The sequence below is a fragment of the Peteryoungia algae genome, assembly GCF_030369675.1.
Classification (GTDB): domain Bacteria; phylum Pseudomonadota; class Alphaproteobacteria; order Rhizobiales; family Rhizobiaceae; genus Allorhizobium; species Allorhizobium algae.
In genome coordinates this window covers 1,401,824-1,425,480 of sequence record NZ_CP128477.1, presented here as the reverse complement: position 1 = coordinate 1,425,480, position 23,657 = coordinate 1,401,824, and the positions used below count along the sequence as shown (strand labels likewise).

20 protein-coding genes are annotated in these 23,657 nt (G+C 54.9%); 15 read left to right on the top strand and 5 right to left on the bottom strand.

Translation table 11 applies throughout. The annotated features are described in order from the left end of the window. The first annotated feature begins 15 nt into the window (after positions 1 to 15). The 15 genes from QTL56_RS07045 to wecB all read left to right on the top strand — a co-directional run bounded on the left by QTL56_RS07045 (position 16) and on the right by wecB (position 16,927). Positions 16 to 1,062 carry an ATP-grasp domain-containing protein gene (locus tag QTL56_RS07045; RefSeq protein ID WP_245136498.1) on the top strand — a complete coding sequence of 349 codons (1,047 nt, stop codon included), beginning with the start codon at positions 16 to 18 and terminating at the stop codon, positions 1,060 to 1,062. Beyond that, on the top strand, positions 1,062 to 1,679 hold the full coding sequence (gene hisH / locus QTL56_RS07040) for an imidazole glycerol phosphate synthase subunit HisH (RefSeq protein ID WP_289393481.1): 618 nt from the start codon (positions 1,062 to 1,064) through the stop codon (positions 1,677 to 1,679). The genes QTL56_RS07045 and hisH overlap by 1 nt, the downstream gene beginning before the upstream one ends. Before the next feature lie 2 nt (positions 1,680 to 1,681). Continuing rightward, positions 1,682 to 2,443 carry an AglZ/HisF2 family acetamidino modification protein gene (locus tag QTL56_RS07035; protein ID WP_245136499.1) on the top strand — a complete coding sequence of 254 codons (762 nt, stop codon included), beginning with the start codon at positions 1,682 to 1,684 and terminating at the stop codon, positions 2,441 to 2,443. Between the two features lie 10 nt (positions 2,444 to 2,453). Continuing rightward, a complete protein-coding gene (locus tag QTL56_RS07030) occupies positions 2,454 to 3,587 on the top strand; it encodes an N-acetyl sugar amidotransferase (protein ID WP_245136500.1) in 1,134 nt (377 codons plus the stop codon). 1 nt (position 3,588) lies between these two features. Beyond that, complete coding sequence (locus QTL56_RS07025; protein ID WP_245136501.1) at positions 3,589 to 4,644, top strand: glycosyltransferase family protein; 1,056 nt, start codon at positions 3,589 to 3,591, stop codon at positions 4,642 to 4,644. A 5-nt stretch (positions 4,645 to 4,649) separates the two neighbouring features. Further along, positions 4,650 to 5,981 carry a phenylacetate--CoA ligase family protein gene (locus QTL56_RS07020; RefSeq protein WP_245136502.1) on the top strand — a complete coding sequence of 444 codons (1,332 nt, stop codon included), beginning with the start codon at positions 4,650 to 4,652 and terminating at the stop codon, positions 5,979 to 5,981. 87 nt (positions 5,982 to 6,068) lie between these two features. After that, a complete protein-coding gene (locus QTL56_RS07015) occupies positions 6,069 to 7,268 on the top strand; it encodes an oligosaccharide flippase family protein (protein WP_245136503.1) in 1,200 nt (399 codons plus the stop codon). A gap of 10 nt (positions 7,269 to 7,278) precedes the next feature. Next, positions 7,279 to 9,447 carry a heparinase II/III family protein gene (locus tag QTL56_RS07010; protein WP_245136504.1) on the top strand — a complete coding sequence of 723 codons (2,169 nt, stop codon included), beginning with the start codon at positions 7,279 to 7,281 and terminating at the stop codon, positions 9,445 to 9,447. Next, the gene (locus QTL56_RS07005) at positions 9,444 to 10,739 is read left to right on the top strand and encodes a glycosyltransferase (RefSeq protein WP_245136505.1); all 1,296 of its coding nucleotides are present in this window, start codon (positions 9,444 to 9,446) and stop codon (positions 10,737 to 10,739) included. Before QTL56_RS07010 ends, QTL56_RS07005 begins: the two co-directional genes overlap by 4 nt. Positions 10,740 to 10,971: 232 nt before the next feature. Then, positions 10,972 to 11,697 (top strand): class I SAM-dependent methyltransferase, encoded by a 726-nt coding sequence (locus QTL56_RS07000; protein ID WP_245136506.1) that lies wholly within the window; start codon positions 10,972 to 10,974, stop codon positions 11,695 to 11,697. Then, positions 11,694 to 12,704, top strand: a complete 1,011-nt coding sequence (locus QTL56_RS06995) for a glycosyltransferase (protein WP_245136507.1) — start codon at positions 11,694 to 11,696, stop codon at positions 12,702 to 12,704. The genes QTL56_RS07000 and QTL56_RS06995 overlap by 4 nt, the downstream gene beginning before the upstream one ends. 1 nt (position 12,705) lies before the next feature. Next, positions 12,706 to 13,938 carry a glycosyltransferase family 4 protein gene (locus tag QTL56_RS06990; protein ID WP_245136508.1) on the top strand — a complete coding sequence of 411 codons (1,233 nt, stop codon included), beginning with the start codon at positions 12,706 to 12,708 and terminating at the stop codon, positions 13,936 to 13,938. Next, on the top strand, positions 13,938 to 14,792 hold the full coding sequence (locus QTL56_RS06985) for a dTDP-4-dehydrorhamnose reductase family protein (protein ID WP_245136509.1): 855 nt from the start codon (positions 13,938 to 13,940) through the stop codon (positions 14,790 to 14,792). The genes QTL56_RS06990 and QTL56_RS06985 overlap by 1 nt, the downstream gene beginning before the upstream one ends. A gap of 10 nt (positions 14,793 to 14,802) precedes the next feature. Continuing rightward, on the top strand, positions 14,803 to 15,813 hold the full coding sequence (locus tag QTL56_RS06980; protein WP_245136510.1) for a polysaccharide biosynthesis protein: 1,011 nt from the start codon (positions 14,803 to 14,805) through the stop codon (positions 15,811 to 15,813). Beyond that, a complete protein-coding gene (gene wecB, locus QTL56_RS06975) occupies positions 15,806 to 16,927 on the top strand; it encodes a non-hydrolyzing UDP-N-acetylglucosamine 2-epimerase (protein ID WP_245136511.1) in 1,122 nt (373 codons plus the stop codon). The genes QTL56_RS06980 and wecB overlap by 8 nt, the downstream gene beginning before the upstream one ends. A 274-nt stretch (positions 16,928 to 17,201) precedes the next feature. Here wecB and QTL56_RS06970 read toward each other — a convergent pair whose 3' ends face one another. From QTL56_RS06970 to QTL56_RS06950, 5 genes are all read right to left on the bottom strand, one after another. After that, positions 17,202 to 18,155 carry an NAD-dependent epimerase/dehydratase family protein gene (locus QTL56_RS06970; protein WP_245136512.1) on the bottom strand — a complete coding sequence of 318 codons (954 nt, stop codon included), beginning with the start codon at positions 18,153 to 18,155 and terminating at the stop codon, positions 17,202 to 17,204. Between the two features lie 134 nt (positions 18,156 to 18,289). Continuing rightward, positions 18,290 to 19,102, bottom strand: a complete 813-nt coding sequence (istB, locus tag QTL56_RS06965) for an IS21-like element helper ATPase IstB (RefSeq protein WP_245136513.1) — start codon at positions 19,100 to 19,102, stop codon at positions 18,290 to 18,292. Beyond that, a complete protein-coding gene (istA, locus tag QTL56_RS06960) occupies positions 19,092 to 20,618 on the bottom strand; it encodes an IS21 family transposase (protein ID WP_245136514.1) in 1,527 nt (508 codons plus the stop codon). Before istA ends, istB begins: the two co-directional genes overlap by 11 nt. A 407-nt stretch (positions 20,619 to 21,025) precedes the next feature. Then, a complete protein-coding gene (locus tag QTL56_RS06955; protein WP_245136515.1) occupies positions 21,026 to 22,867 on the bottom strand; it encodes a polysaccharide biosynthesis protein in 1,842 nt (613 codons plus the stop codon). Between the two features lie 109 nt (positions 22,868 to 22,976). Continuing rightward, complete coding sequence (locus QTL56_RS06950) at positions 22,977 to 23,543, bottom strand: sugar transferase (protein WP_245136646.1); 567 nt, start codon at positions 23,541 to 23,543, stop codon at positions 22,977 to 22,979. Positions 23,544 to 23,657: the final 114 nt, after the last annotated feature.

Genomic DNA, 23,657 nt, shown 5'->3' with positions numbered 1-23,657 from the left:
GCTGCGGAGAAAAAAATGATCAATGTCTTGGTGACGGGCGTCGGGGGCGGCGGTAACGGCGAGCAGCTCGTGAAGTCGTTGCGCCTTTCATCCCTGCCTCTACGCGTAATCGGAACGGATCTCTCCGCAGACACGGCGAGGCAGAGTGGTGCCGATGCATGTTACGCCTTGCCACGTGCCGCGGCGCCCGACTATGTCGAGAAGCTGCTGGCCATCTGCAAGAGCGAGGGTATCGAGGTTCTGCTGCCTGGATCGGAGCCGGAGTTGAGGGTCATCGCGACCCATGCGTACGAGATCCGCAAGCACGTCAAGCTTCTGGCCGTCAATGACGAGAAGCTGATAAAGATTTGTTCGGACAAGTTTGCGACAAATCAGTTCCTTGCCGACAATGGTTTCGTGAGCCCGCGCAGCTGGCTGGTCGCGAGCCTGGACGATCTTTCCCAGATTCAGGGCTTCCCCCTGATCGCGAAGCCGCTTGTCGGCGGTGGCTCGCAAAACGTCTACCTCATCCAGAACGATGACGAACTGCGCATGATATCCGGTTTCCTGCTGCGATATTTCGATTCGATCCTGCTTCAGGAATACGTGGGACGCGTGGATGAGGAATATACGGTTGGTGTCCTTTTCGACGGCGAAGGACGTCTCATCAACTCGATTGCCTTGAACAGGTTCATCCTAACCAGCCTCAGCAATCGGTTGCGTGTCCCGAATCATACAGGACGCACGGATCTGGGTGATGTTCTGGCCATTAGCAGCGGCGTCTCGCAAGGTAGGGTCGGGGCTTTCGAGGCTGTCAGGGAGCAGTGCGAAAAGGTCGGGCTCGCACTGGGCGCCCGTTACGCGATCAATGTTCAATGCCGCGTGGCAAATGGAGAGGTGATGATCTTCGAGATCAATCCGCGTTTCTCCGGAACATCTTCCATTCGTGCCATGCTTGGATTCAACGAACCAGAGTTCCTCATCCGCAGGCACATTCTCGCAGAGGAAATTGAAGAGCGCCCAGCGTACAGGTTCGGTACGGTGTTGCGTGGGCTCAAGGAAATATTGGTCGAAGGCGTGTGATGGCTGATCTGGTCACAATCGTCGATTATGGTGTCGGCAATATAGGTTCGATCTTAAACATGATCGACAAGGTTGGAGGGCGGGCGAAGGCGACCGGTCAACTGGACGAGTTGCTGGCTGCGGACAAGATCCTGTTGCCGGGCGTCGGCAGTTTCGACAATGCGATGGCGCGGCTTTCTTCGCTGGGATTGGTGGACGTACTTAAGCAGCGAGCCTCGGAAGGGGCGACGGTTTTCGGGATCTGCCTCGGGATGCAGCTTCTTGCGGAGTCCAGCGAGGAAGGGCAATTGAAGGGCCTCGGCCTCATCCCCGGTCGGGTCCGCCGCTTTAGCTTCGACGGTGAAAATCGGAATCTACGCATCCCACATATGGGCTGGAATCGCGTGGCGGCGGCGCGCGAACACGCCTTGTGTCGGCGCTTGGACGAGGCGCGGTTCTATTTCGTGCATTCCTACTATTTTGATTGTGCCGATCCGGCCGACGTTCTTCTCCGCACCAGTTATGGCAATAGTTTTGCATCCGGTGTTAACCGGGAAAACATTGTGGGTGTCCAGTTCCACCCGGAAAAAAGCCACCGTTTCGGAATGCAGCTTCTGTCAAACTTTCTTGAGCTCTGAATATGCTTGAAACCCGCCTGATGCCTTGCCTGCTTATGAGCAACGGCGCTCTGGTCAAAACGGTCCGCTTCAAGGACATGACCTATGTCGGCGATCCGACGAATGCCGTGCGAATATTCAATCAGAAAGAGGTGGATGAACTCATCCTGCTCGATATACACGCGACCACTCAGGACAAGGGGATAGATTTCGCGACGCTTGAAGGGCTCGTGACCGAGTGCTTCATGCCGATCTGTTACGGCGGCGGGGTTAGCACCATCGAGCAAATGCGGCGGTTGTTCAATCTCGGAATTGAGAAAATATCCCTTGGCGCGGCTGCCTTCGAACAGCCGGAACTGGTGCGACAGGCCGCAGCCGAATTCGGCTCGCAAGCGGTTGTCGTAACGTTGGATGTGAAGCGTAGTTTGCTCGGCAAATATTCGGTACACATCCGCAACGGACAGAAGGACATGAAAATTCGTCCGGTGGATGCCGCTCGTCATTTCATGTCGGAAGGTGCGGGTGAAATCCTCGCCTACTCGATTGATAGAGACGGGACTTGGGCCGGCTTTGATCTCAAGTTGTTGACGGACATCAGCAGTGTAGTGAATGTTCCCGTGGTTGCCACCGGAGGCGCAGGTTCTCCGGCAGATATAAGGGCTGCGGTAAAGGACGCTGGGGTTTCTGCCGTAGCGATTGGCAGCATGGCAGTGTTTCAGGGAAAAGATTTGGGCGTACTGATCAAGTTTCCATCCCGGAAGGATCAGGAAGGCATCTTTGCGTGAAGGATAAGAGATGATCGTCTGTACGCGTTGCATCTATGACGAAACGGTTCCGAACGTGTCGTTCGACCCGCACGACGGCGTCTGCAATTATTGTCGGCAAATCGAAGGTCTGGAGGCGGAGTATCCGACCGGCGCGGAAGGCAAGGCTCGCCTAGAAAAGATGGTGGATGACATCAAGGCTGCCGGCCGAGGCAAGAAGTATGATGCGATCATCGGCGTCAGCGGCGGCTGCGACTCATCGTACCTCGTTCACCAGATGAAGGAAGTGTATGGTCTTAGACTGCTTGCCGCCCACTTCGATAACACGTGGAATTCGACAGTTGCGACCGAAAACATTCAAAATGTCCTAGAGAAACTGAATGTCGACTTGTTCACAGTTGTCGTGGACAACAAGGAATATGACGACATCTATCGCTCCTTCCTTCAGGCTGGCGTGAAGGATATCGACATACCCACTGATATCGCATTGGCGACCACGCTTTATCGAGCCGCCGAGAAGTTCGGCATCAAATATATGATCGAGGGACATTCCTTCCGGACCGAAGGAGTGGCGCCTTTGGGCTGGGTCTATATGGACGGCAAATACATACAGTCTGTCCATAATCAGTTTGGAAAGCTTCCGATGAAGACGTTCCCAAATTTGTGGCTCAAGGACCAACTGCGGTGGATGCTGTTCGGTGGCATCAAGAAAGTACGTCCGATATATTATCTCGACTACGACAAAGAGGCGGCAAAGCAACTACTCGCCGAAAAATACGGTTGGCAGTGGTATGGCGGGCACCATCTCGAGAACCGCTTCACCGCGTTCGTCCATAGTTATTTTTTTCCGCAAAGATGGGGTATCGATTTTCGCATCGCAGGTTTTTCCGCCTATTGCAGAAATGGCTGGATGACTCGGGAAGAGGCGATGGATCTGATGCGACAGCCGCCGCACATCGAAGCCGGACTGGTTGATTTCGTGCGCAAGCGACTTGGATATTCTGACGGGGAATTCGAGCAAATCATGAACTTGCCGAAGAAGAACTACACAGATTTCGATACCTACAAGAAAACGTTCGAAACGATGAGGCCATTCTTCTGGGCTATGTACAAGATGGATCTCGTGCCTAAGAGTTTTTACATGAAGTACACAGCGAAATCCTAAAGTGACGGTATTGAAACCCATATTGCAATACGGAAGTTTGGCGGCTTGGCCTTATTGGCTAGCTGAGGCACTGGAACAGATTGGTCAGCCCTCGATCAATGTCATCCCTGAGGATACGGACGTATTTGACCTTGACCGTCGCTTGCCATATCACGAGGCGTTGATGGCAAAGTCGGCGTCGCGGTATAGGAAGGTATTCAAGCGTGGATGGTTCTTGAAGCAGATCCCCTCACGCTTTTCGTTTGTCCACTATCACGGAAGCCATCTGCTGCGCGGAAGCATGCATCACTTGCTTGAAGGGCCTTATCTTGCGGCGCAAAAGATACCAATGCTTGTAAGCTTTGGCGGTGGCGATGCTCGAATTATCGATATCGCACGGCGCAAGAATCCTTATTTCTATCGGGAAGCCGATCCAACCAGGGATGCCAGAACGCGAGAATACTTGAAGTCGATCTCAAAGTACGTCCGTTTCGTAGCCACCGACTGCGAGATGGAAGACTACGTTACGCCTTATTTTGATAAGGTGTTCCCGTTCCGTCCGCCTCTGGATCTCAGTCGCTTCTCTAGCAGGCCTGCCGAGGAAAAGGCTCGTCCGCCGGTCGTGCTTCATGTGCCGACGGAGCCGCATGTGAAGGGTACAGAGCAGATCGTCGCCGCAGCCGAAAAGTTGCAGGCCGAGGGGCTGCGGTTCGAATTCAAGATGGTTCGGAAGCTAACGCAGAAGGAATTCTATCGTGAGCTGTCTCAGTGCGACATTTACATTGATGAGTTGAGATGCGGTTCTCACGGCGTAACTGCAGTCGAAGCTATGGCATCTGGCAAGGCGACGATAACTTATATACGCCCCGATTTGGTGGAGAAATATCCTGCCGATCTGCCACTCGTGAATGCCAATCCGGATACGATTACCGAGGTCCTGCGCCACCTCATAGAAGATGACGAAGGCAGGGCAGATATATCACGCAGAAGTCGCGGCTATGCGGAAAAGTATCACGATAGCAAAGTAGTTGCTCGTCAAATGCTTGAAGCCTATAGAGAAATAGGATTTTCCGGTTAGGATCTATGGATTCGTTCAAACAGAAAATTGCATCGAATGCGCAGCTACTCGCTGCGCCACTTCGCCTGCTGCCAAATGATCTCCGAATAGGAAAGGGATATTCTGTAGCATCGCGCGCAATCCGAGCCGAAGGCCGATTGTCGCCCGAGGCGCAGCATCAGCAGGCATTTTCCCACCTGAAAACTATCGTCAATTTTGCGTTCTCACAAATTCCATTTTACCGCGACTTCTACAACGAACGAGCGTTCGATCCGTCGCAACTCAAGGAGCCAGATGACTGGAAGCTGGTACCCATCGTGTCCAAAGAGGATTTCCAAGGCGTTTCGCTTGAGCGGAGATGCGCGCAGGGTGCGTCTGGTCCTATAGCCAACACGGGCGGCACATCGGGCAGGCCCCTTTCCTTCCGCTTGCCGGAAGACGCGTCGGGCATTGAGTGGGCTCACATGCATGCCCTTTGGAAGGCGAGGGGCTACAGTCCGTCTGCCCTGAAACTTCGGATAGGCGGTACGCATTTTGCGAGCAACGAAGCTTTTCGCTATCATCCGAGACATAACGAACTTATCGTTAATTCAAATTGTCCCCTATCGTTGGTATCACGCGAAATCCTTCGGCAGGCCGGTCGGTATTGTGTCCGTTGGGTTCATGGCTATCCCAGCATGGTTGCAGAATTCGCAAAGGCGCTAGTCACCGAGGATCTTCAGGGTGCTGCCTTGTTTCGAGGCCGGCTGCATGGTGTGTTGCTAGGGTCGGAGTATCCGGCGCCGGTCTATCGCGACGCCATAGCCAACGGCCTCAGCGCCAACATTCTGAGTTGGTACGGACATAGTGAGATGGCCATTCTTGCCGGAGAGACAGCTCAGGGTGTTTATCGTTCGATGCCAACCTATGGTTTCGCGGAGGCGGTGGAAAGCGGAGAAGGGCGCCGCGCGCGCCTAGTCTGCTCTTCGCTACATAACCGCACTCACCCGTTTATTAGGTACGATACCGGCGATATTGTTGAGTCGATCGCAACGATTGGTGCCACACTGACCTTTCGCATTACCGAAGGTCGGATTGGTGATTATGTGCTGGATCAAAGGAACCGGAGATTGGGTTTAACCTCGATCATTTTCGGTCGTCATCACAGCGCTTTTGACGATATCAATCATGTGCAAGTTGCCCAGCGATCGCCGGGGCACATGACCCTTCTGATCGTCCCACGCCATCAAGACGTCTCGATTTCTAATCTCGCTTCGGGATTTGATTTTTCTGGTTTGGATCTCGATTGGAACATCGAGCTGGTAAAGGCCCCGGTACGTTCTGCAGCTGGCAAGGTAAAGCTCAAGCTCGACGCTTGATGTGGCATCGAAGGAGAGCGCTACAACGTGCTGAGGAAGATTAGGACTGCCGGAGCCGATACGCTGAGGCATGGGCTGCCCCATGTGATGATCGCCAACATTGCGCAGCAGGGCGTGGCGTTTCTCGGTACAATATTAATCGCGCGGCTGCTTCCGGCAGAGGAGTTCGCGCAGGTGCGTATTGCTATGGCCTATGTGGCGGTTGCCACCATTTTAGGCGCCGGCGGTCTGACGGCACCTATCTTGAGGTATTGTGCAGACCCCCTAATTGACGCTCCGCAACGACGGCGCCTGCTTGGCATCGGGCTTCGTCGACTGATCGCTATAGCCTTCCTGGCAACCGGTGCCTTCTTGGGGATCGTCATCGGCTCAGGTAGCCAGGGAACGGAGTTCATGGTGCTAACTGCTTATGCGCTGCAAGTTCCTGCGCTTGCAGCGACGAGTCTGTTGTTGGTCTACCTTCAGGCCATTCAAAGGTTTAAGTTTCTCGCTTATGCTCAGATTGGACTCCGAACAGCGTCGTTCCTTATAACCGTTACCGCCTGTTACTTGCATGGATTACCGGGCTTGCTCATCGCGACCCTAGGTGTTGTCGCAGCAAGCGTTGTTCCGCTGTTGCATGCTGCTCGTCCTTCGTTTCGACAGCTGGAGGGCGATGTTCCCGGGGATTTCACCTCCCTTGCCGGATACAGCCTACTAGGGATGGTCATTACCACAATAGGGCAATATGCGGATCTGATGATGCTGGATTGGGTTGGCGCTGAACGCAGTGATGTTGGCGTGTACTCGCTGGCGACCATTTTCTTCTTCGCGGCCAGCGCGCTAGCTGGCGCGGTCCAAAGTGTGGCGACGCCACAGTTCACCGGACTCATCAGGGATCGTGCTGGCTTTCGCTCAAGCCTTTTGCGATGGAGCGTGTGGTTGATGGCGGGTGGGATCGTGGTCGCGACGGGCGCGATCATTGTTGCTTGGCTTCTAGAAGTTTTTTTCCTGAGTGAGGCCTATTCGGGCCTGAGCATGATGGTCGCCTTGTTGATGTTGCGCTTTTGCATTTGGAGTGCTTATGCGGTTGGCGGCGCGGCAATGGTTGGTATCGGGGCGATAAAGCAGGGAATGGCAATCGCGTTCATTACAACCTCCTTCGCCATCTTTATCGGCTATCCGCTCGTCCTTTGGTACGGTGTCTGGGGGGCCGGCATCGCGCAGGTCCTCGTAGCATTTCTCACAGCCGTGCTCGTTTTGCGCGTCGTTGTCCGAGAGGCGGCGAATATACCGATTTCTGAGTAGAGGGCTGAATTTGACAGGCGCGAGCAAGCTTTCTGGTTTGAGCAAACGTATCGCCGGCCGTTCGGCGCGTCTGATCCGCAATCAGTACCGATACATTCGTGCGCAGGCAGTTGGCACCTACGGGAAGCGCTCACCCGTTCGGGGCCTCAACTGCGGCCGTTTCTCCTTTCTGACCTCCGGCTTTCTCGGGGAAATTGCGAGCCTCTCACCTGGCCATGTTGAACTGATCGTTCGACATGCGGAGGACGTCCTCCATCATCGTTTCAATCTTCTGGGATCCGGATTGGTTGAAGTTAGGCACGGCATGCGCTGCAAGGGCATGAGCGGCATACGCTACGATGCCCCGTCACCTGAAATTGACGCTGATGGAAAATGGCTTGATAGCGTCATCAATATTCGGAACCGAGCCGACGCAAAACGAATATGGCGCCTCTTGGACACACACTACAGGGCAATCGACTGGCAAATTGATTTCAAGTCGGGTTATCGCTGGCGCGAGCAAGACTGGCACGGCAAGATCCGTTTCGGCGACGTTCCCGGCGTGGATGTAAAGGTTCCTTGGGAACTAGCTCGGATGCAACATCTGCCAGTATTGGCACTTGCTGCAGGGTATGCTGGAGCCGGGCTGTCCGAAGTCCGAAGCCGCGACGAGTATGCCCGAGAAGTCCGCAACCAGATCCTGGATTTCATCGCGACCAATCCTCCAGGGTTTGGTGTAAACTGGTGTTGTGCCATGGATGTCGCGATCCGTGTCGCCAACATGGTCGTCGCATACGACATGTTGGCGTCCTTGGGGGTCCACTTCGATCCTGAATTCGAAGTTGCTTTCGCGGACAATGTGCATGCGCATGCGCGCCATGTCGCAGAGAATCTTGAATGGTCGGCGGTCTACCGGGGCAACCACTATCTAGCTGACATTGCGGGACTTCTTTTCGCCTCTTCCTATTTGAAAGACAGCGAAGAAGCAGATGGGTGGCTGAGTTTCGCGACTGTGGAATTGATGCAGGAGATCGAGTATCAGTTTCATGCAGACGGTTCGAATTTTGAGGCAAGCACCTGTTATCATCGGCTTTCCTCTGAGATTGTGCTATGGGCGTGCGCTCTTCTGGACAACCTTCCGCCGGAACGGCTTGAGGTGTTCAAGACCGGGACCGAATGGCGTGGGCCGCTTCCTCCCCCGCGCATCGTGGCGCCTCTGGTGCTTCATCCAGTGCCGGGCAGAACCCATCTAAGCCCTCTTACCCCTTCGTGTCGCGACCACCTGGATGCTATGGCTTCGTTCACGACGGCAGTAACGCGAGCTGATGGCCTGGTTGTGCAGTTCGGCGACAATGACAGTGGCCGGTTTCTCACAATGGGGACGGTCGAACAGATGATTGCGGCCGGAGATCCCTCACACATCGCCTGGTCGCTTGACCACAGGTCGCTGGTTGCGGGGGTTGACGCCTATCTAGGGCGTCACAGCGTCGATGCGGCATCGACGGTGCTGGCCGCCTTTGCGGGCAGGCTTGACCCGGTGGCGACGTCTTCCAGGCAAAGGGTCAACCGACTGGAGAATGTCGGAACTGACAAGGTCTGGGTTGAATTCCTGGAAATCGCAGATAGAGCCCCGCCAAGAAGCGTATGGAGAACAGAGTTCGAAGCACCGCCGGGTCTGAGAGACGAGCTCGAGCTGGCCGCATTTCAAGGCACAGGATGCTATGTAATGCGATCTCCCCGCCTGTTCATGGCCGTCAGATGTGGAGAGATTGGTATTCGAGGATTGGGAGCGCATGCCCATTGTGATCAGCTCGCGATTGATTTGATGATCGACGGGCAGAGCCGTGCGCGGGATCCCGGAACTTATATTTATACTGCCGATGCGCGGATGCGGAATTTGTACAGATCGGTGCGTGCGCATCATGCACCGCGGCATGGCGAGATGGAGCCGGCGGATCTCGGCCTTGGGCTTTTTGACCTGCGAGGAGCCGCTGACGGTGAATGTTTGTTTTTTGGTCAGGAAGGCTTCTTGGGCAGACATCGGGGCTATGGTTTTGATATCTACCGGATGATCCGTGTTCTTGACGATCGGGTCAGTGTCGTCGACTTCGGTCTCGATGGTCATGAAATTACAGATCCGACGCCAGACACGCTGAGGTTTTCGCCTGGCTATGGCCATCTATTGAATAGTTCATCATGAAGATTTTAATCATTACGCACTCTTTCTCTCCGGAGCTCACGCCTCGCGCTTTCCGTTGGGCCGCAATTGCTGCTCGCCTGACCAAACTTGGACACGAGGTTCACGTTCTGTGTGCTGCTCAACTCCAAGCGCCTGAGGAAGCGGAGTTCGAGGTTCATCGGGTGGCGGATCCGATCCTAAAGTCAAGGCCTGCGACGGTACCGGCACCTGCCTCGTCCGATCGACGTGGTACATGGATCGACACATTGAAATCTTGGACCCGATCCGCGTTTCGGACTCTCTGGCGCAGCTTCTATTGGCCGGATTATGCCTGCGGATGGATCTTTCCGGCGACCCGCATGGCAAGATCCCTTTCCGGCACCCATCGCTTCGATTGGGTCATCACCACCTCCCATCCGTTCTCGGGGCATTTGGTCTGGTGGCTGGTACGAAGGACTTCTGCTCCCTCACGATGGCTGGTCGATATCGGCGATCCCTATTCATTTATGAGACAGCCATCGCCCTTTAACAGGCGTCTCTACGGGCTACTAAGCTACTGGGTGGAGAAACGGGTGATAGCGCTGGCCGATCGGATCAGTGTTACGACGCATGCAACGGCTTCGCTTTATCAGCAAAACTTTTCGCCGGCGAACGGCAAGACGATGGTAATCCCGCCACTTCTGTCCCTTCCAGCGCCGCCACTGCGGACTAAACAAGAAGACGGCATTCTTGACCTGGTTTTCGTCGGTACGCTCTATAGGAATCTTCGCAGTCCACGTTATCTACTTGAGTGTTTTAGTGTATTTGGCCAGCGGTTCCCTGAAAGCCGTTTCCGGCTGCACTTCTATGGCGCTGTGAATGACTGTCACGATATCCTCGCTGAATATGCTGACCATCCGCACGTCACCGTCTTGGTTCACGGGCTTGTGGACCGTGCCGTAGTCTTGCATGCGATGGCAAATGCAGACTTTCTGTTGAACATTGGGAATCATTCCGCGTCGCAGTTGGGAAGCAAAGTCATCGAGTACATGGCGATGGGACGGCCCATTGTGAACGTAGTCAGCATCCCGGACGACATTTCCCTGGATGCATTGAGCAGTTATCCATCTTGCTTCACCATCTCGGCCAGGACCGGAGCGATCTCTGGCGACACTCTTTCGCTGTTGGCGCAGTTTTTGCTAAATCCGCCAACCGTTCTGCAAGAATTCGCAGAAGATGTTCGACGTATCTATTCGGCCGAAGAAGTCACGGCACAATATCTGGCGTTGATGGCCGAAGACCTAACCATTGGTTCAAGTAGCGGAAACAGCTAGGCAATTCCTGCTGGCACCACGGTCAGCGACCCGATCGCTACGAAAACGCGTGCCAGAGTATTGAAGGCATTCTGTTCGCCGGAGGTGCTCCGGTCCCGTGTGGACGGAGAGAGTTGTTGATGTCGGGTTTGCCGTCGGGACAAAGACTTTGCCGAAGGTTATAGATGCGTTTTCCTGATTGGCGTTTCGCGATGTTGCCGGTCCATCGATCCCAAATGCAAAGGCTAGGTTCATGAGCAGCCAAGATCCGACACTTGAGCGATATCTCAACGGCGACTACGCCGAAAAAAATCCGGACTGGGATTCTGCGGATGCGCCCTGGAAGGCCGAAAAGATCGCCCAGATCTTGAAAGCTCATCAAATCACCGCAAGCAGCATTGTCGAAGTTGGCTGCGGTTCAGGCGCTGTTTTGGCCTCACTGCAAGAACGCTACCCTGCTGCACGCATGGAAGGTTACGATATCGCGCCCGATGCACAGCGGTTCTGGAACTTACCGTCCAATGAGGGAATTTCGTTCACGCTTGCGGATTACCTCCAACTTGATACTGCAATTCCCGACGTTGTGCTTGTCATCGATGTGCTGGAGCATCTGGGAAATCCATGGGATTTCCTGTCACGTCTCAGGAAGCGTGCCCGCCTTGTTGTATGCCACATTCCACTTGATTTGTCCGCCGTAAGTGTGGTGAGGGAGAGACCGTTGCTGCATGTCCGCAGCAAGGTTGGTCATCTTCACTATTTTACCCGCAACCTGGCTGTTGTGCTGCTTGAGGAGTCAGGATACGAGGTAATCGAGGCACGCTATACAAATGCCTCTCTCGATGCTCCTCAACGGACTGTCAAAACGCGTCTCGCCGGATACTTGCGACGGCTTGTCTATGCGTGCAACAAGGATCTGGGCGTTAGATTGTTGGGTGGCGAAACATTGATGGTTATCGCACGCCCCAGAGAAGACGCGTGACGCTGTTTATCCAAGCATCGAATGTCCACCAGGGCGGCGGAAAGGCGCTGCTTTTGCCACTGCTGGCCGCAGTGCGGCAGCCTTGTGTGGTTTATCTGGATGAGCGGCTGGGAGACGTCCCGGATTTGGACCCAGCAGTGAAGGTGATGCGTTTTAAGGCAACCCTTCCCGGTCGGCTGAAAGCTGAGCGGACACTTCGAAACATGGCCACGTCGGATGATCTGATCCTGTGCTTCGGTAATTTACCTCCGCTTTTTCCCAGTCGGGCAAAGGTCGTGGTCTTTCTGCAGAACCGATATCTTGCCACACGGGCGTCGACTGTTGGCATGCCTGTCAGAACACGAGTTCGCATCAACCTGGAGCGCTTATGGCTTGGAGCCTGTCTGAGAGCGGCGACGCTCATCGTCCAAACGGAGACGATGGCGCGGGCTGTCGAGTTGAATATGAAGAGGCGGGCACTGCCCATGCCGTTCTTCCCGACTTTGCAGCCAGTCGGCCACAAATCGAAAGAGCCCGATTACGACTTCGTCTATGTAGCCTCCGGTGAGCCGCACAAGAATCACAGGACGCTTGTAGAAGCCTGGGAGATTTTACATCGGCATGGTTTTCAGCCGACCCTGTGCCTTACGCTGACTTTTGACCGTGATCGCGAACTACGGGCGTGGGTTGAGCGCCGCGCCCAGTTGCCCGGCCTTTCTATTGATATGCAGGACGTGTCAGGTGAGGCCGAAGTAGCGCGATTGCTAGCACGAAGCCGTGCCGCAATATATCCTTCGCATTTTGAATCTTTTGGCTTGCCTCTCCTAGAAGCAAAGAATGCTGGACTACCCATCATCGCTTCGGAGCGCGATTACGTTCGTGATCTCGTGGAACCAGTCGAGACATTTGATCCCGATTCAGCGCTATCTATCGCTCGAGCGGTCATGAGGCATCTTGGCAAGCCCATGAAGACGGCCAGCATTGATGATCCCGTCGAGTTCCTTCGCGCAATCCAGGCGGATTTCTGAGATGCGAGTTTTGATTGTCAGCCAGTACTACTGGCCAGAAAACTTTCTGATAAACGATCTTACAAGCTTGTTGGCAGCCGCCGGACTGGAGGTTACGGTACTTACTGGCAAGCCCAATTATCCAGAAGGTGATTTTTTTGCAGGCTACCGCAGCTGGGGCGTTCAAAGAGAATTTCACGATGGCGTTTCGATTGTAAGGGTACCGATCGCGCGCCGCGGAAAGCAATCGCGGATCAGGCTGGCCATGAACTATGCCTCCTTTATCATCGCGGCATCGACACTGGGGCTTTGGTCGATCAGGCGACAGAAATACGACGTGGTATTCGTGTACGCGCCTTCACCGCTGTTGCAAGCATTGCCGGCCTTGCTCTTCGCACGGATGAACAACGCTAAGCTCTTCGTCTGGGTGCAGGATCTGTGGCCGGAAAGTCTTTCCGCGACCGGTTACCTGAAGAACGCCGTGATCATGAAATTCGTGGCGGCTCTCGTGCGCCTGATCTATATTTCAAGCGACAGGATTTTAGTTCAGTCGGAAGCGTTTGTTGATCGGGTGGCACAATATACCGAGCGCCGCAAGATCCGATATTTTCCCAATCTCTACAGGCCGGCGGCAACACAAGAGCCGAGCGACAGGGCCAAAAGGCTTGCCGCCGATATGATGAACTCATTCGCTGTTGTCTTTGCCGGAAATCTTGGCGCTGCCCAGTCTCTTGATACGATCATCGATGCCGCGGAGCAATTGAAGGCACGTTGCGACATCCGGTTCTACATCATCGGCTCGGGGAGCCGTGGTCAGTGGCTTGCGAAGCAGGTGAAAGATCGTGACCTGTCCAATGTCGAATTGTGTGGCCGTTTTGAAGCGTCAGATATGCCCGCTTTGCTCCAGGCGGCCGGTAGCTTGTTGGTGACACTTGCGGCGGATGAGATTTTCGCGTTGACCGTTCCCAGCAAGCTTCAGGCCTATCTATCAGCTGGCAAATGCATTATCGCGTCAATTAATGGAGAGGGCGCGCGGATCGTAGACGCGGCGAGGGCAGGGCTAGTGTCCGCGTCCGAGGATGCTGGGGCATTAGCGAAATCTATCGAAACGATGGCAGATCTTCCTGTCGAAGAGCGAAATTCCATGGGGGCTCGGGGGGCGGCATATTTTGAGGCCAATTTCTCCGCGGACATGCTGACGCGTGACTTGATCGGCCAGTTTCGCGAGCTCGCAGGAAAAGAGGAAGCCATATAATGCGTATACTTGTACTCGGCGCATCAGGCATGTTGGGGAATGCGATGGTTCGCGTGTTGTCGGATGGCGGCCAACACGAGGTCTACGGTACACTGCGCTCCGAGGGCAGTAAGCGCTATTTCCAGCAAACGACCAACTTGAAATTTGTTTCCGGTGTGGATGCGGAAAATTTCGATCTACTGGCAAGTGTGATGGCCCAAGTCAGGCCCCAAGCCGTGATCAATTGTATCGGCCTAGTCAAGCAACTTGCTGCAGCGGGCGATCCTCTCGTTGCGCTTCCGATTAATTCGATCCTGCCCCACCGCTTGGCGAGACTTTGCGACTTGGCAGAAGCCCGTTTGGTTCACGTGAGTACTGATTGCGTATTCGCCGGACTGAAGGGAATGTATACGGAAGATGACAAGCCGGACGCTGCGGATCTGTATGGCCGCTCCAAACTTCTAGGAGAAGTGGATTACCCTCATGCCATTACCCTGAGGACTTCGATCATAGGCCATGAATTGGGTAGCTGTCATGGTCTAGTCGAATGGTTCCTGGCACAGGACGGTAGTGTGGAGGGTTACAAGAATGCCATATTCTCAGGTTTGCCGACCTGCGAATTGGCACGTGTCGTCCGCGACGTAGTTTTGCCACGCCCGGACCTCTCCGGACTGTATCACGTCGCGGCGCAGCCCATTTCGAAGTATGACCTGCTGGAGCTTGTCAACCGCCAGTATGCAAAGGGGCTGGCGATCCATGCCAGCGACCGCGTGGTGATTGACCGGTCTTTGTCTGGCAGCCGCTTCAACGCAGAGACAGGCTATATAGCACCGTCGTGGGACGCCCTGATCGCTGCGATGCATGCATTTAAGTGAGAGAAAAACTATGTTTTCCAATGGCGTGCTGATGATCACCGGGGGAACCGGATCCTTCGGGAATGCGGTGCTAAAACGCTTTCTGAGAACCGATGTTCGTGAAATCCGAGTTTTCAGCCGCGATGAGAAAAAGCAGGAAGACATGCGGATCGCAATGAACAATCCAAAGCTTCGCTTTTATATTGGCGATGTACGCGACTACGACAGCGTGCGCCAAGCCTTGACGGGCGTCGATTTCGTGTTTCATGCCGCCGCGTTGAAGCAAGTTCCTTCGTGCGAATTCTATCCTATGGAAGCCGTAAGAACCAACGTCCTCGGCGCTGAAAACGTTTTGAATGCCTCAATCGAATGCAAGGTGAAGCGAGTGATCGTCCTTAGCACCGACAAGGCCGTCTACCCCATCAATGCCATGGGGATCTCGAAGGCAATGATGGAAAAGCTCATGGTTGCAAAGTCGAGAATGATGGATGAGGGAGGGACGGTTCTCTGCGCGACCCGCTATGGGAACGTTATGGCTTCGAGAGGGTCCGTCATTCCACTTTTTGTGGAACAGATACAGTCCGGAATGCCGATGACTATCACAGATCCGGAAATGACGCGTTTTCTGATGTCGCTTGACGATTCAGTGGATCTGGTTCTGCATGCATTCGAGCACGCCCGCCAGGGCGACATTTTCGTCCAGAAAGCTCCTGCCTCGACGGTGGGTGATCTGGCAAAGGCGTTGAATGAGTTGTTTGAGCGCAATTCGGAACTCAGGATTATCGGCACGCGCCATGGTGAGAAGCTATACGAATCCCTTCTGTCCCGGGAGGAAATGGCGCGAGCGGAAGACAGAGGGCGCTATTTTCGTGTCCCGGCTGATGGTCGAGACCTCAACTACAACAAATATTTTGTTGAGGGCGAGGTCAAAGTTTCCACTTTTGAGGACTATACCTCCCACAATGCGGAGCGCCTTGATGTTGACGGGGTAAAGCAACTACTCAAAAGCCTAGATTTCATTCAGGAGCGTCGCCATGCGTAAAATCATGACGATCGTCGGGACCAGACCCGAACTTATTAAGATGTCTCGCGTCATCGCGGCCTTCGACCTCCACACAGAGCACGTCCTAGTTCATACCGGTCAGAATTATGACTATGAACTAAATCAGATTTTCTTCGAAGATTTGGGCATCCGTCGCCCCGACCATTTTCTCGATGCTGCCACTGAGAGCGCCGCTTCCACAATCGCAAGGGTCATCGAGCGCTCCGACGAATTGTTAGCAAAAGTGAACCCTGACGCTGTTCTTCTGTACGGTGACACGAACTCCTGCCTAGCCGTGATTTCCGCCAAGCGTCGGAAGATCCCTGTTTTCCACATGGAAGCTGGAAACCGCTGCTTCGATCAGCGCGTTCCTGAGGAGCTTAATCGCAAGATACTCGATCACTTGAGCGACGTAAATCTGGTGCTGACCGAGCATGCTCGACGTTACTTGATCGCAGAAGGAATTCGACAAGAAACTATCATCAAGACAGGATCCCACATGCGGGAGGTCCTTGAATTCTACGAGGATCGTATAAGAGCATCTGAGATATTGTCGCGGTTGGATTTGGTTCGAAATAGGTATTTTGTTGTAAGTCTTCACCGTGAAGAGAATGTAGACAGCGCAGACAAACTTTCCCAACTTATTGATACGCTGAATGCCATTGCGGCTCACTATGATCTTCCAGTTATATTGTCTACTCATCCACGTACACGCAAACGTATAGATGCACTTTCCGATTCGACCATTGATCAAAGGGTGAAATTTCTGCGGCCTTTCGGGTTCTCCGACTACGTGCATCTTCAAATGAATGCCTACTGCACCATATCTGATAGCGGAACCATCACGGAAGAGAGTGCATTGCTTGGGTTCCCAGCAGTCACCATTCGTCCCGCTCACGAGAGACCGGAGGGGATGGACTCCGGTGTGCTCGTCATGTCTGGGGGAGATGCCGAACGTGTCATCGAGGCCGTGGAAGTGGTCACGAAGGGGTTGTTAGGACCGGTGAGCAAGGTGGACGATTATGAAAATCCGAGGGTTTCGCAGCAGATATTGCGAGTAGTGCTGAGCTACATCGATTATGTAAATCGTACCGTCTGGTCAAAGTCGCTATAGTTTTTGGGTAGGCACCGTCGCGACGAGAACGGGCGCTGCTTTGTATCTTTGGATGTGTGCATGAGGTCGAAGTTGTTTGACCAAGTGGCGGATCGGAGATCCATTTTTTGCGCTCGTGCTTTCAATTGCGCTCTCCAGTATTTGTGACTAGCAATTGAAGTTAGGCAGTTAAAATAGACATCCATGCGGGTGCTGTTAGCCATTTATCGAGGGGAGCGTTGGAAACCATGCTGCGATGGCGTTGCCAACTCTCTAACAGGCTCGTTCAGGATTTTTAAGACTGTGTAGCCCGTTGCGTCCACACACGATTTTCTCGATCAAAAGTATCACTAGGCGGGAAACGGTTGCTGGGATGCCAGTTCAGCTGCTGACACGTCGTACTTAAATCGACCTGAAGACTCTGTGTGAGACGCTCAAGAGCGGCACGGCGACGACTGACCCTACCGATTAGGTTCAGGATAGCTGGGGCGACAGGGATACTCTTGGGCTGGCGTCCGGCGTCAATAGTCAGTCGCTCAATTAGCTCATGGGTAGAAAGATCCTCTCCATCGCTCACAAGGAACACTTGATGCGCCGCGTTTGGATGGTCCAACACAGTGATCAGGAGGTCACATAGGGTTGCCACATGCACAAACGATCGCTTGTTTTTGACAGCAGCGAAAATTGACGGCATTCCGGTTGCCGCCCACTTCATGAGACTGCGGAAATTGCCTCTCACTCCCGGGCCATACACAAGGGGAGGTCGGATAATCGTGATTTCTAAGCCGGTTTCGCGACCTAAGGCCACTAGCGCCGCTTCAGCCTCGGCTTTCGAGATGCCGTAGGGGTCCTGCGGATTCGGCGGTTCGTTACTGGTGAAGGGCTTGCCAGGTTCGGTACGCTCGCCGTTCACCTTGATTGAGCTTACGAATACGAAGCGGCGTACGCCGGCTTGGGCCGCCTGTCGCGCTAGATTGACTGTGGCAGTGACATTGGCCTCTCGAAACAGGGAAAGCGGGTCCGACGCGGTTTCCTTCATCACATGAACGCGCGCCGCAAGATGAACCACTTGGTCGACACCCGCGAGATATTCGCTCCAAACCATTTCAGGACCATAAGACTTTATGGGCATCAGACCCGGCGTCGTCCCCCGGGTGACACCCCGAACCGGAAGGCCACGTCGCGTCATCTCTTCTATCAGGTGCGAGCCAACGAAGCCTGAGGCTCCGGTCACCAAGGTCATGCCCATGAGGTCTGTTCCCTTTATCGTCGAACTAGCAGTGCTAGCATGGCGGTTATCTTGCACCATTAACTAATCCGGCCTTCAGCTGTTGATTTCCACTGAGAGCTGACCCGGCGTTTCCACCGAGAATTGACCCGCCTTTAGGTATCGTTCGTGTTGTTGGTCTGGGTCAAGTTCCTGCGTTTCTCCTTTGATGTTTTGGGCTGATGCGCCGAGCTGCTCTTGAAGCGAAAGCTGTCGTTTCCGGTTTCGAGGATGTGGCAGTGGTGGGTGAGCCTGTCGAGCAGCGCGGTGGTCATCTTTGCGTCGCCAAAGACGCTTGCCCATTCACTGAAGCTGAGGTTGGTGGTGATGATGACGCTGGTGCGCTCATAAAGTCTGCTGAGCAGGTGGAAGAGCAGCGCCCCGCCTGAAGTACTGAATGGCAGGTATCCCAGCTCGTCGAGAATGACGAGATCAGAGTGGACGAGCCGATTGGCGATCTGTCCTGACTTGCCTTGTGCCTTCTCTTGCTCGAGCGCGTTGACCAGTTCGACCGTCGAGAAGAACCTTACCCGCTTGTGGTGGTGTTCGATTGCCTGAACGCCGAGCGCGGTGGCAATGTGCGTCTTTCCCGTGCCAGGTCCGCCGACCAGAACGATATTGTTGGAGTCATCGAGGAAGTCACAGCGATGAAGCTGTTGCACGAGCGCCTCGTTAATCTCGCTGCTGGTAAAGTCGAAGCCATTCAGGTCACGGTAGGCTGGAAAGCGTGCTGCCTTGAGCTGATAGGCCGTTGATCGAACCTCGCGCTCCGCCATCTCTGCCTTGAGAAGCTGCGACAGGATCGGAAGGGCAGCCTCGAACGCGGGTGATCCCTGCTCAGTAAGTTCCCCGACGGCCTGGGCCATGCCATGCATCTTCAACTGCCGCAGCATGATGACGATCGCGCCGCTTGCTGGATTATGACGCATGGCGAGCCTCCGTCTTTCTCAAGGTGTCGTATCGTTCAACATTAGCCTTGGGTTCATTGGTGAGCGTCAGTGCCTGAGGGGTATCGAGGGTTGGCGGCGTGAAGGATTTGCCGTCAACGAGCCGATGCAGCAGGTTCAGCACATGCGTCTTGGTCGGAACGCCAGACTTCAGCGCCATGTCGACGGCAGACAGGACTGCCTGCTCGTCGTGCTGAAGGACCAGCGCCAGGATATCGACCATCTCCCGATCGCCCCCCGGCTTCTTGAGCAGGTATTGCTGCAAGGTCCGGAATGCATCGGGAAGCTCAATGAACGGTGCGCCGTTACGAAGAGCACCAGGCTTACGCTGCACCACCGCCAGATAGTGACGCCAGTCGTAGATGGTCTGACCCGGCCGATCATGAGACCGATCTATGACGCGGCGGTGCTCACAAACTATCTGGCCTTCTGCGGCGACCACGACACGATCCGGATAGACCCGGAGGCTCACCGGTCGATTGGCGAAGGATGACGGAACACTGTAGCGATTGCGCTCCAGATGCACGAGGCAGGTTGGCGTGACCCGCTTCGTATATTCGACGAACCCGTCGAACGGCCTGGAGAGCGCCATGAGAGCTGGGACTTCCTCGGCCCAGATGTCGGCAATGGTGCCACGCATCTGACCGTGGGGTGTCTTGGCCCAGAACTCCTTGCAACGCTCCTCGAGCCAATCGTTCAGGGCCTCCAGTGATGGAAAGCGCGGGATCGGTTGAAAGAAGCGATGACGCGCATCCTGCACGTTCTTCTCGACCTGTCCCTTCTCCCAGCCGGAAGCCGGATTGCAGAACTCGGGCTCGAACACATAATGGCTGGCCATCGCCATGAAGCGGACGTTGACGTCGCGCTCCTTGCCACGACCGACCTTGTCGATCGCCGTGCGCATGTTGTCGTAGATGCCGCGACCAGGAATGCCACCGAAGACACGGAAGGCATGGTTATGGGCATCGAACAGCATCTCATGCGTCTGCAGGAGGTATACCCGGACGATGAAGGCCCTGGAGTAGCTCAGCTTCGTGTGGGCGATCTGCAGCTTGGTGCGCTCATTGCCGACGATCGCCCAATCTTCTGACCAGTCGAACTGGAAGGCCTCGCCTGGTTCGAACGTCAGGGGCACAAATGTCCCGCGGCCCGTCGTCTGCAATTCCCTCTGACGATCATTGCGCCATTCCCGCGCAAATGCCGCCACACGATTGTAGGACCCCTTGTAGCCGAGGCTGACAAGATCAACGTGTAGCTGCTTCATCGTCCGCTTCTGCTTGCGGCCTTTCTTCGACTCCGTCTTCAGCCAGGCCGATAACCGATCTGCAAACGGATCAAGCTTGCTCGGCCTCTCCGGCACGTTGAACTTTGGCTCCACGCCGTCGGCGCGCAGATATTTGCGGATGGTATTCCGGGACAAGCCGGTCCTGCGGCAAATCTCCCGGATCGATAGATGCTCTCGAAAATGCCAGCGCCGGATCACGCTCAGTAACGCCATGTCGATCACCCCAGAGCCCCCGCTGAAAACATGCGAGGGACGGTTGAAACATGGGTCAATTCTCAATGGAAATATCTGGCTGCGCCGGGTCAGCACTCAGTGGAAATCAACACTTCAGGGAGTTGCCGAACGTTAGCCCCTGACAATCCTCATTGCGGCCACCCGGCCCATGCGCCGGCAAAAAAGACGTTCGTCGCTGACGAAATACTGCGTGTCCGGCGCCTTCGCTGGTGCGCTACTTGGTGCCGACAATAACTGGGTGCGTTCCCTCAGCCCAGGTACAACTTGCGCCCTCTAGCAACCAGATCGGGCGAGTTGGACAAGGACGGCCGCTTGGCAGAAAACTTGATGAGGGCTCTCGGCGTGCGCCATTGTTGCACCAAAGCATGCTGGAATTTTCCCATGGCTCAGCCGTATTCAACAGGATGACTTACTATTTCATCTTCCGAAATCAGGGCAAACAATAGCGTCCTAGCCTGTGCTTCATCTTCGTCAGAAATCGCCTGTTCGAGTTTTTCCAACCAGGCTGCGATGTCGTAATTGGCGATAGCCGTGGAGTCGGCACGCATGATTTTTGGGTGACGGGTCAGTTGGGCATTGTTGCGGTCGTAGAACAGTTCTTCGAAAAGCTTTTCTCCGGGCCGTTTACCGATGACCTCGATGGCTATGCCACTGTCCGGGTTGTTGGCGTCTCGGACGTTGAACCCGGCCAGACGGATCATGTTTTCCGCGAGGTCTCCGATACGCACTGGCTCGCCCATGTCCAGCAGAAACACATCGCCCCCGGCGGAAAGTGCGCCGGCCTGGACGATCAATTCTGCAGCCTCGGGGATCGCCATGAAGTAACGGGTCATGTCCGGATCGGTGATCGTCACCGGCCCGCCCTTGGCGATTTGCTGTTTGAAAAGCGGCACGACAGAGCCGTTGGATCCAATCACATTGCCGAAGCGGACGGCACAGAATACCTGTTTTTTGGGTTTTGTTCGCGCCTCAATCGCCATCTGCCGTACGACGAGCTCAGCCCAGCGCTTCGTTGCACCCATGACATTGGTCGGCCGGACCGCCTTGTCTGACGATATCAGCACGAAGCTCTCGACGTTTTGCTGAGCGGCGGTGGTCGCTACCGTCAATGTCCCGAAAACGTTGTTGCGGATGCCCTCCAGCACATTCGCCTCAACGAGTGGGACATGCTTGTGGGCGGCAGCGTGATAGAGGACCTGGACATTGTGGGTCCGGATGGCGCGCTCAACCGTTTTAGCGTCCGTCACAGAGCCAAGGACCGGAACAACTAGATTGTTGCTTGCGGTTAGCAGTTCCTGTTCGATGCGGTAGAGTGCATATTCGCTCGCTTCGAAAAGGATGAGTTTTTCCGGTTTGCGGCGAATGATGAGGCGACACAGTTCGGAGCCTATGGATCCGCCAGCACCCGTGACCATGACTATCTTGCCGGCGAGTGCCTGGTCGAGCAAGTCCGTGTCGGCCGGCACGAAAGATCGGCCAAGCAATTCGTCGATTTCGATTTCGCGAATCTGGCTGACAATGTAGCGGCCATCCACGAGGTCAGAAATATCCGGTAGACTACGCACCTTTACGCCGAGACCTGTCACGCGCCCCAATACGGCCTGCCGCTTCTCCATGGGTATCGACGACATGCTGAGCACGATTTCCGTGATCCCGTAGCGATCTATCAAGGACGGAAGGTCGCTTGACGGAAACACACGGTATCCGCCTATATCCCGCCCTTGATTTGTCGGGTCATCGTCAATCAACCCCATCACATAGCGATTACCATGGCCTCTGAGCGCCCGTGCGAGTTGAGCTGCGGCGGGGCCTGCGCCGTAAATGAAAGTCGGTTCTTCGTCACGACGCAGTCCGGTGCCGGACACCAATATCCATTTGGCGGCAAAGCGCATGCCCCCGATCATGAGCGTTCCGAGAATGAAGTAGAGGAACGGGACGGAGCGTGGTACAATGCCCTGGCCGGCCATCTCCATCAGAAAGATGATGATGACCCAGCTCATCGTGGCGATCAGCATTGCCCTGATGATGGTCCAGATCGCGGCTTCAGGCAGGTAGCGGATCACGGACCGATAGAGGCCCAACCTGATGAATATCGGAATAGCCACGACTGGCGCGAAGGCCGCGAGGATCAGGCGTTCGCTTGTGAGCGCCGGCGTCCACACTGATAGCCGGATCGCATAGCTTGCCCACAGGGCAACCATCAATGCAATCACGTCGAGGCTGATCATGAAGACCCGCTTCCAGAAGCGAGGTGTCTTTATGATCCTCTCTCTGATGCGCTTGACCAGAGGCTGGTTGATCCAATCGGAAGCTAGCATGATCCTGTCATTCAACTCATTAATGCTGGACGCCGGCGGCACCCAGGACCTTTATGGCGGTCAGGCCCAAAATGCGCAAATCGAAAAGAAAGCTGCGACGTCTGAGATACTCGGCGTCGAGCGCGACTTTTTCAGGGATAGCCAATTCGTCTCGCCCGTTAACCTGAGCCCAGCCCGTGAGCCCCGGCAGAAGCGAATGAACATTCCGAGCCGTGCGTGCGGCGATAAGATCATCCTGATTGAAAAGTGCAGGACGGGGTCCGACGAAACTCATGTCTCCCTTAAGGATGCACCAGAGTTGTGGAAGTTCATCAAGGCTGGTTTTGCGCAGAAAACTGCCGATTGGTGTCAGATGCTTTTTTGCGTCGCCGAGAAGATGAGTGGCAACGACGGGTGTATCTGTCAGCATTGTCCGAAACTTCGGCATTGAGAAGAGGCGATTATCGCGCCCCACGCGTTGCGACCAGTAGAGTGCGGGTCCTTTTGATGTGGCGCGCACTGCAAGCGCCACGATGGCCATCGGTACCGCAAAAACAACTAGTGCCAGAAGGACACCGGCGACGTCGCATGCTCGTTTCAAAAGCATTGATTGGTTGCCCCAACTGAACTTACCAAACTCGATGCGCGCGTCATTACGGCAATTTGCTGCAGATCGCCAGCATTGAACGCATAAATAGAATCTTGTCCTACGGGTTTCCAT

Bases quoted from the DNA above. Each gene is read 5' to 3' on its own strand.
- QTL56_RS07045 (WP_245136498.1), top strand. From the start codon at position 16: ATGATCAATGTCTTGGTGACGGGCGTCGGGGGCGGCGGTAACGGCGAG.
- hisH (WP_289393481.1), top strand. From the start codon at position 1,062: ATGGCTGATCTGGTCACAATCGTCGATTATGGTGTCGGCAATATAGGT.
- QTL56_RS07035 (WP_245136499.1), top strand. From the start codon at position 1,682: ATGCTTGAAACCCGCCTGATGCCTTGCCTGCTTATGAGCAACGGCGCT.
- QTL56_RS07030 (WP_245136500.1), top strand. From the start codon at position 2,454: ATGATCGTCTGTACGCGTTGCATCTATGACGAAACGGTTCCGAACGTG.
- QTL56_RS07020 (WP_245136502.1), top strand. From the start codon at position 4,650: ATGGATTCGTTCAAACAGAAAATTGCATCGAATGCGCAGCTACTCGCT.
- QTL56_RS07015 (WP_245136503.1), top strand. From the start codon at position 6,069: ATGATCGCCAACATTGCGCAGCAGGGCGTGGCGTTTCTCGGTACAATA.
- QTL56_RS07005 (WP_245136505.1), top strand. From the start codon at position 9,444: ATGAAGATTTTAATCATTACGCACTCTTTCTCTCCGGAGCTCACGCCT.
- QTL56_RS07000 (WP_245136506.1), top strand. From the start codon at position 10,972: ATGAGCAGCCAAGATCCGACACTTGAGCGATATCTCAACGGCGACTAC.
- QTL56_RS06990 (WP_245136508.1), top strand. From the start codon at position 12,706: ATGCGAGTTTTGATTGTCAGCCAGTACTACTGGCCAGAAAACTTTCTG.
- QTL56_RS06985 (WP_245136509.1), top strand. From the start codon at position 13,938: ATGCGTATACTTGTACTCGGCGCATCAGGCATGTTGGGGAATGCGATG.
- QTL56_RS06980 (WP_245136510.1), top strand. From the start codon at position 14,803: ATGTTTTCCAATGGCGTGCTGATGATCACCGGGGGAACCGGATCCTTC.
- wecB (WP_245136511.1), top strand. From the start codon at position 15,806: ATGCGTAAAATCATGACGATCGTCGGGACCAGACCCGAACTTATTAAG.
- QTL56_RS06970 (WP_245136512.1), bottom strand. From the start codon at position 18,155: ATGGGCATGACCTTGGTGACCGGAGCCTCAGGCTTCGTTGGCTCGCAC.
- istB (WP_245136513.1), bottom strand. From the start codon at position 19,102: ATGCGTCATAATCCAGCAAGCGGCGCGATCGTCATCATGCTGCGGCAG.
- istA (WP_245136514.1), bottom strand. From the start codon at position 20,618: ATGGCGTTACTGAGCGTGATCCGGCGCTGGCATTTTCGAGAGCATCTA.
- QTL56_RS06955 (WP_245136515.1), bottom strand. From the start codon at position 22,867: ATGATCAGCCTCGACGTGATTGCATTGATGGTTGCCCTGTGGGCAAGC.
- QTL56_RS06950 (WP_245136646.1), bottom strand. From the start codon at position 23,543: ATGCTTTTGAAACGAGCATGCGACGTCGCCGGTGTCCTTCTGGCACTA.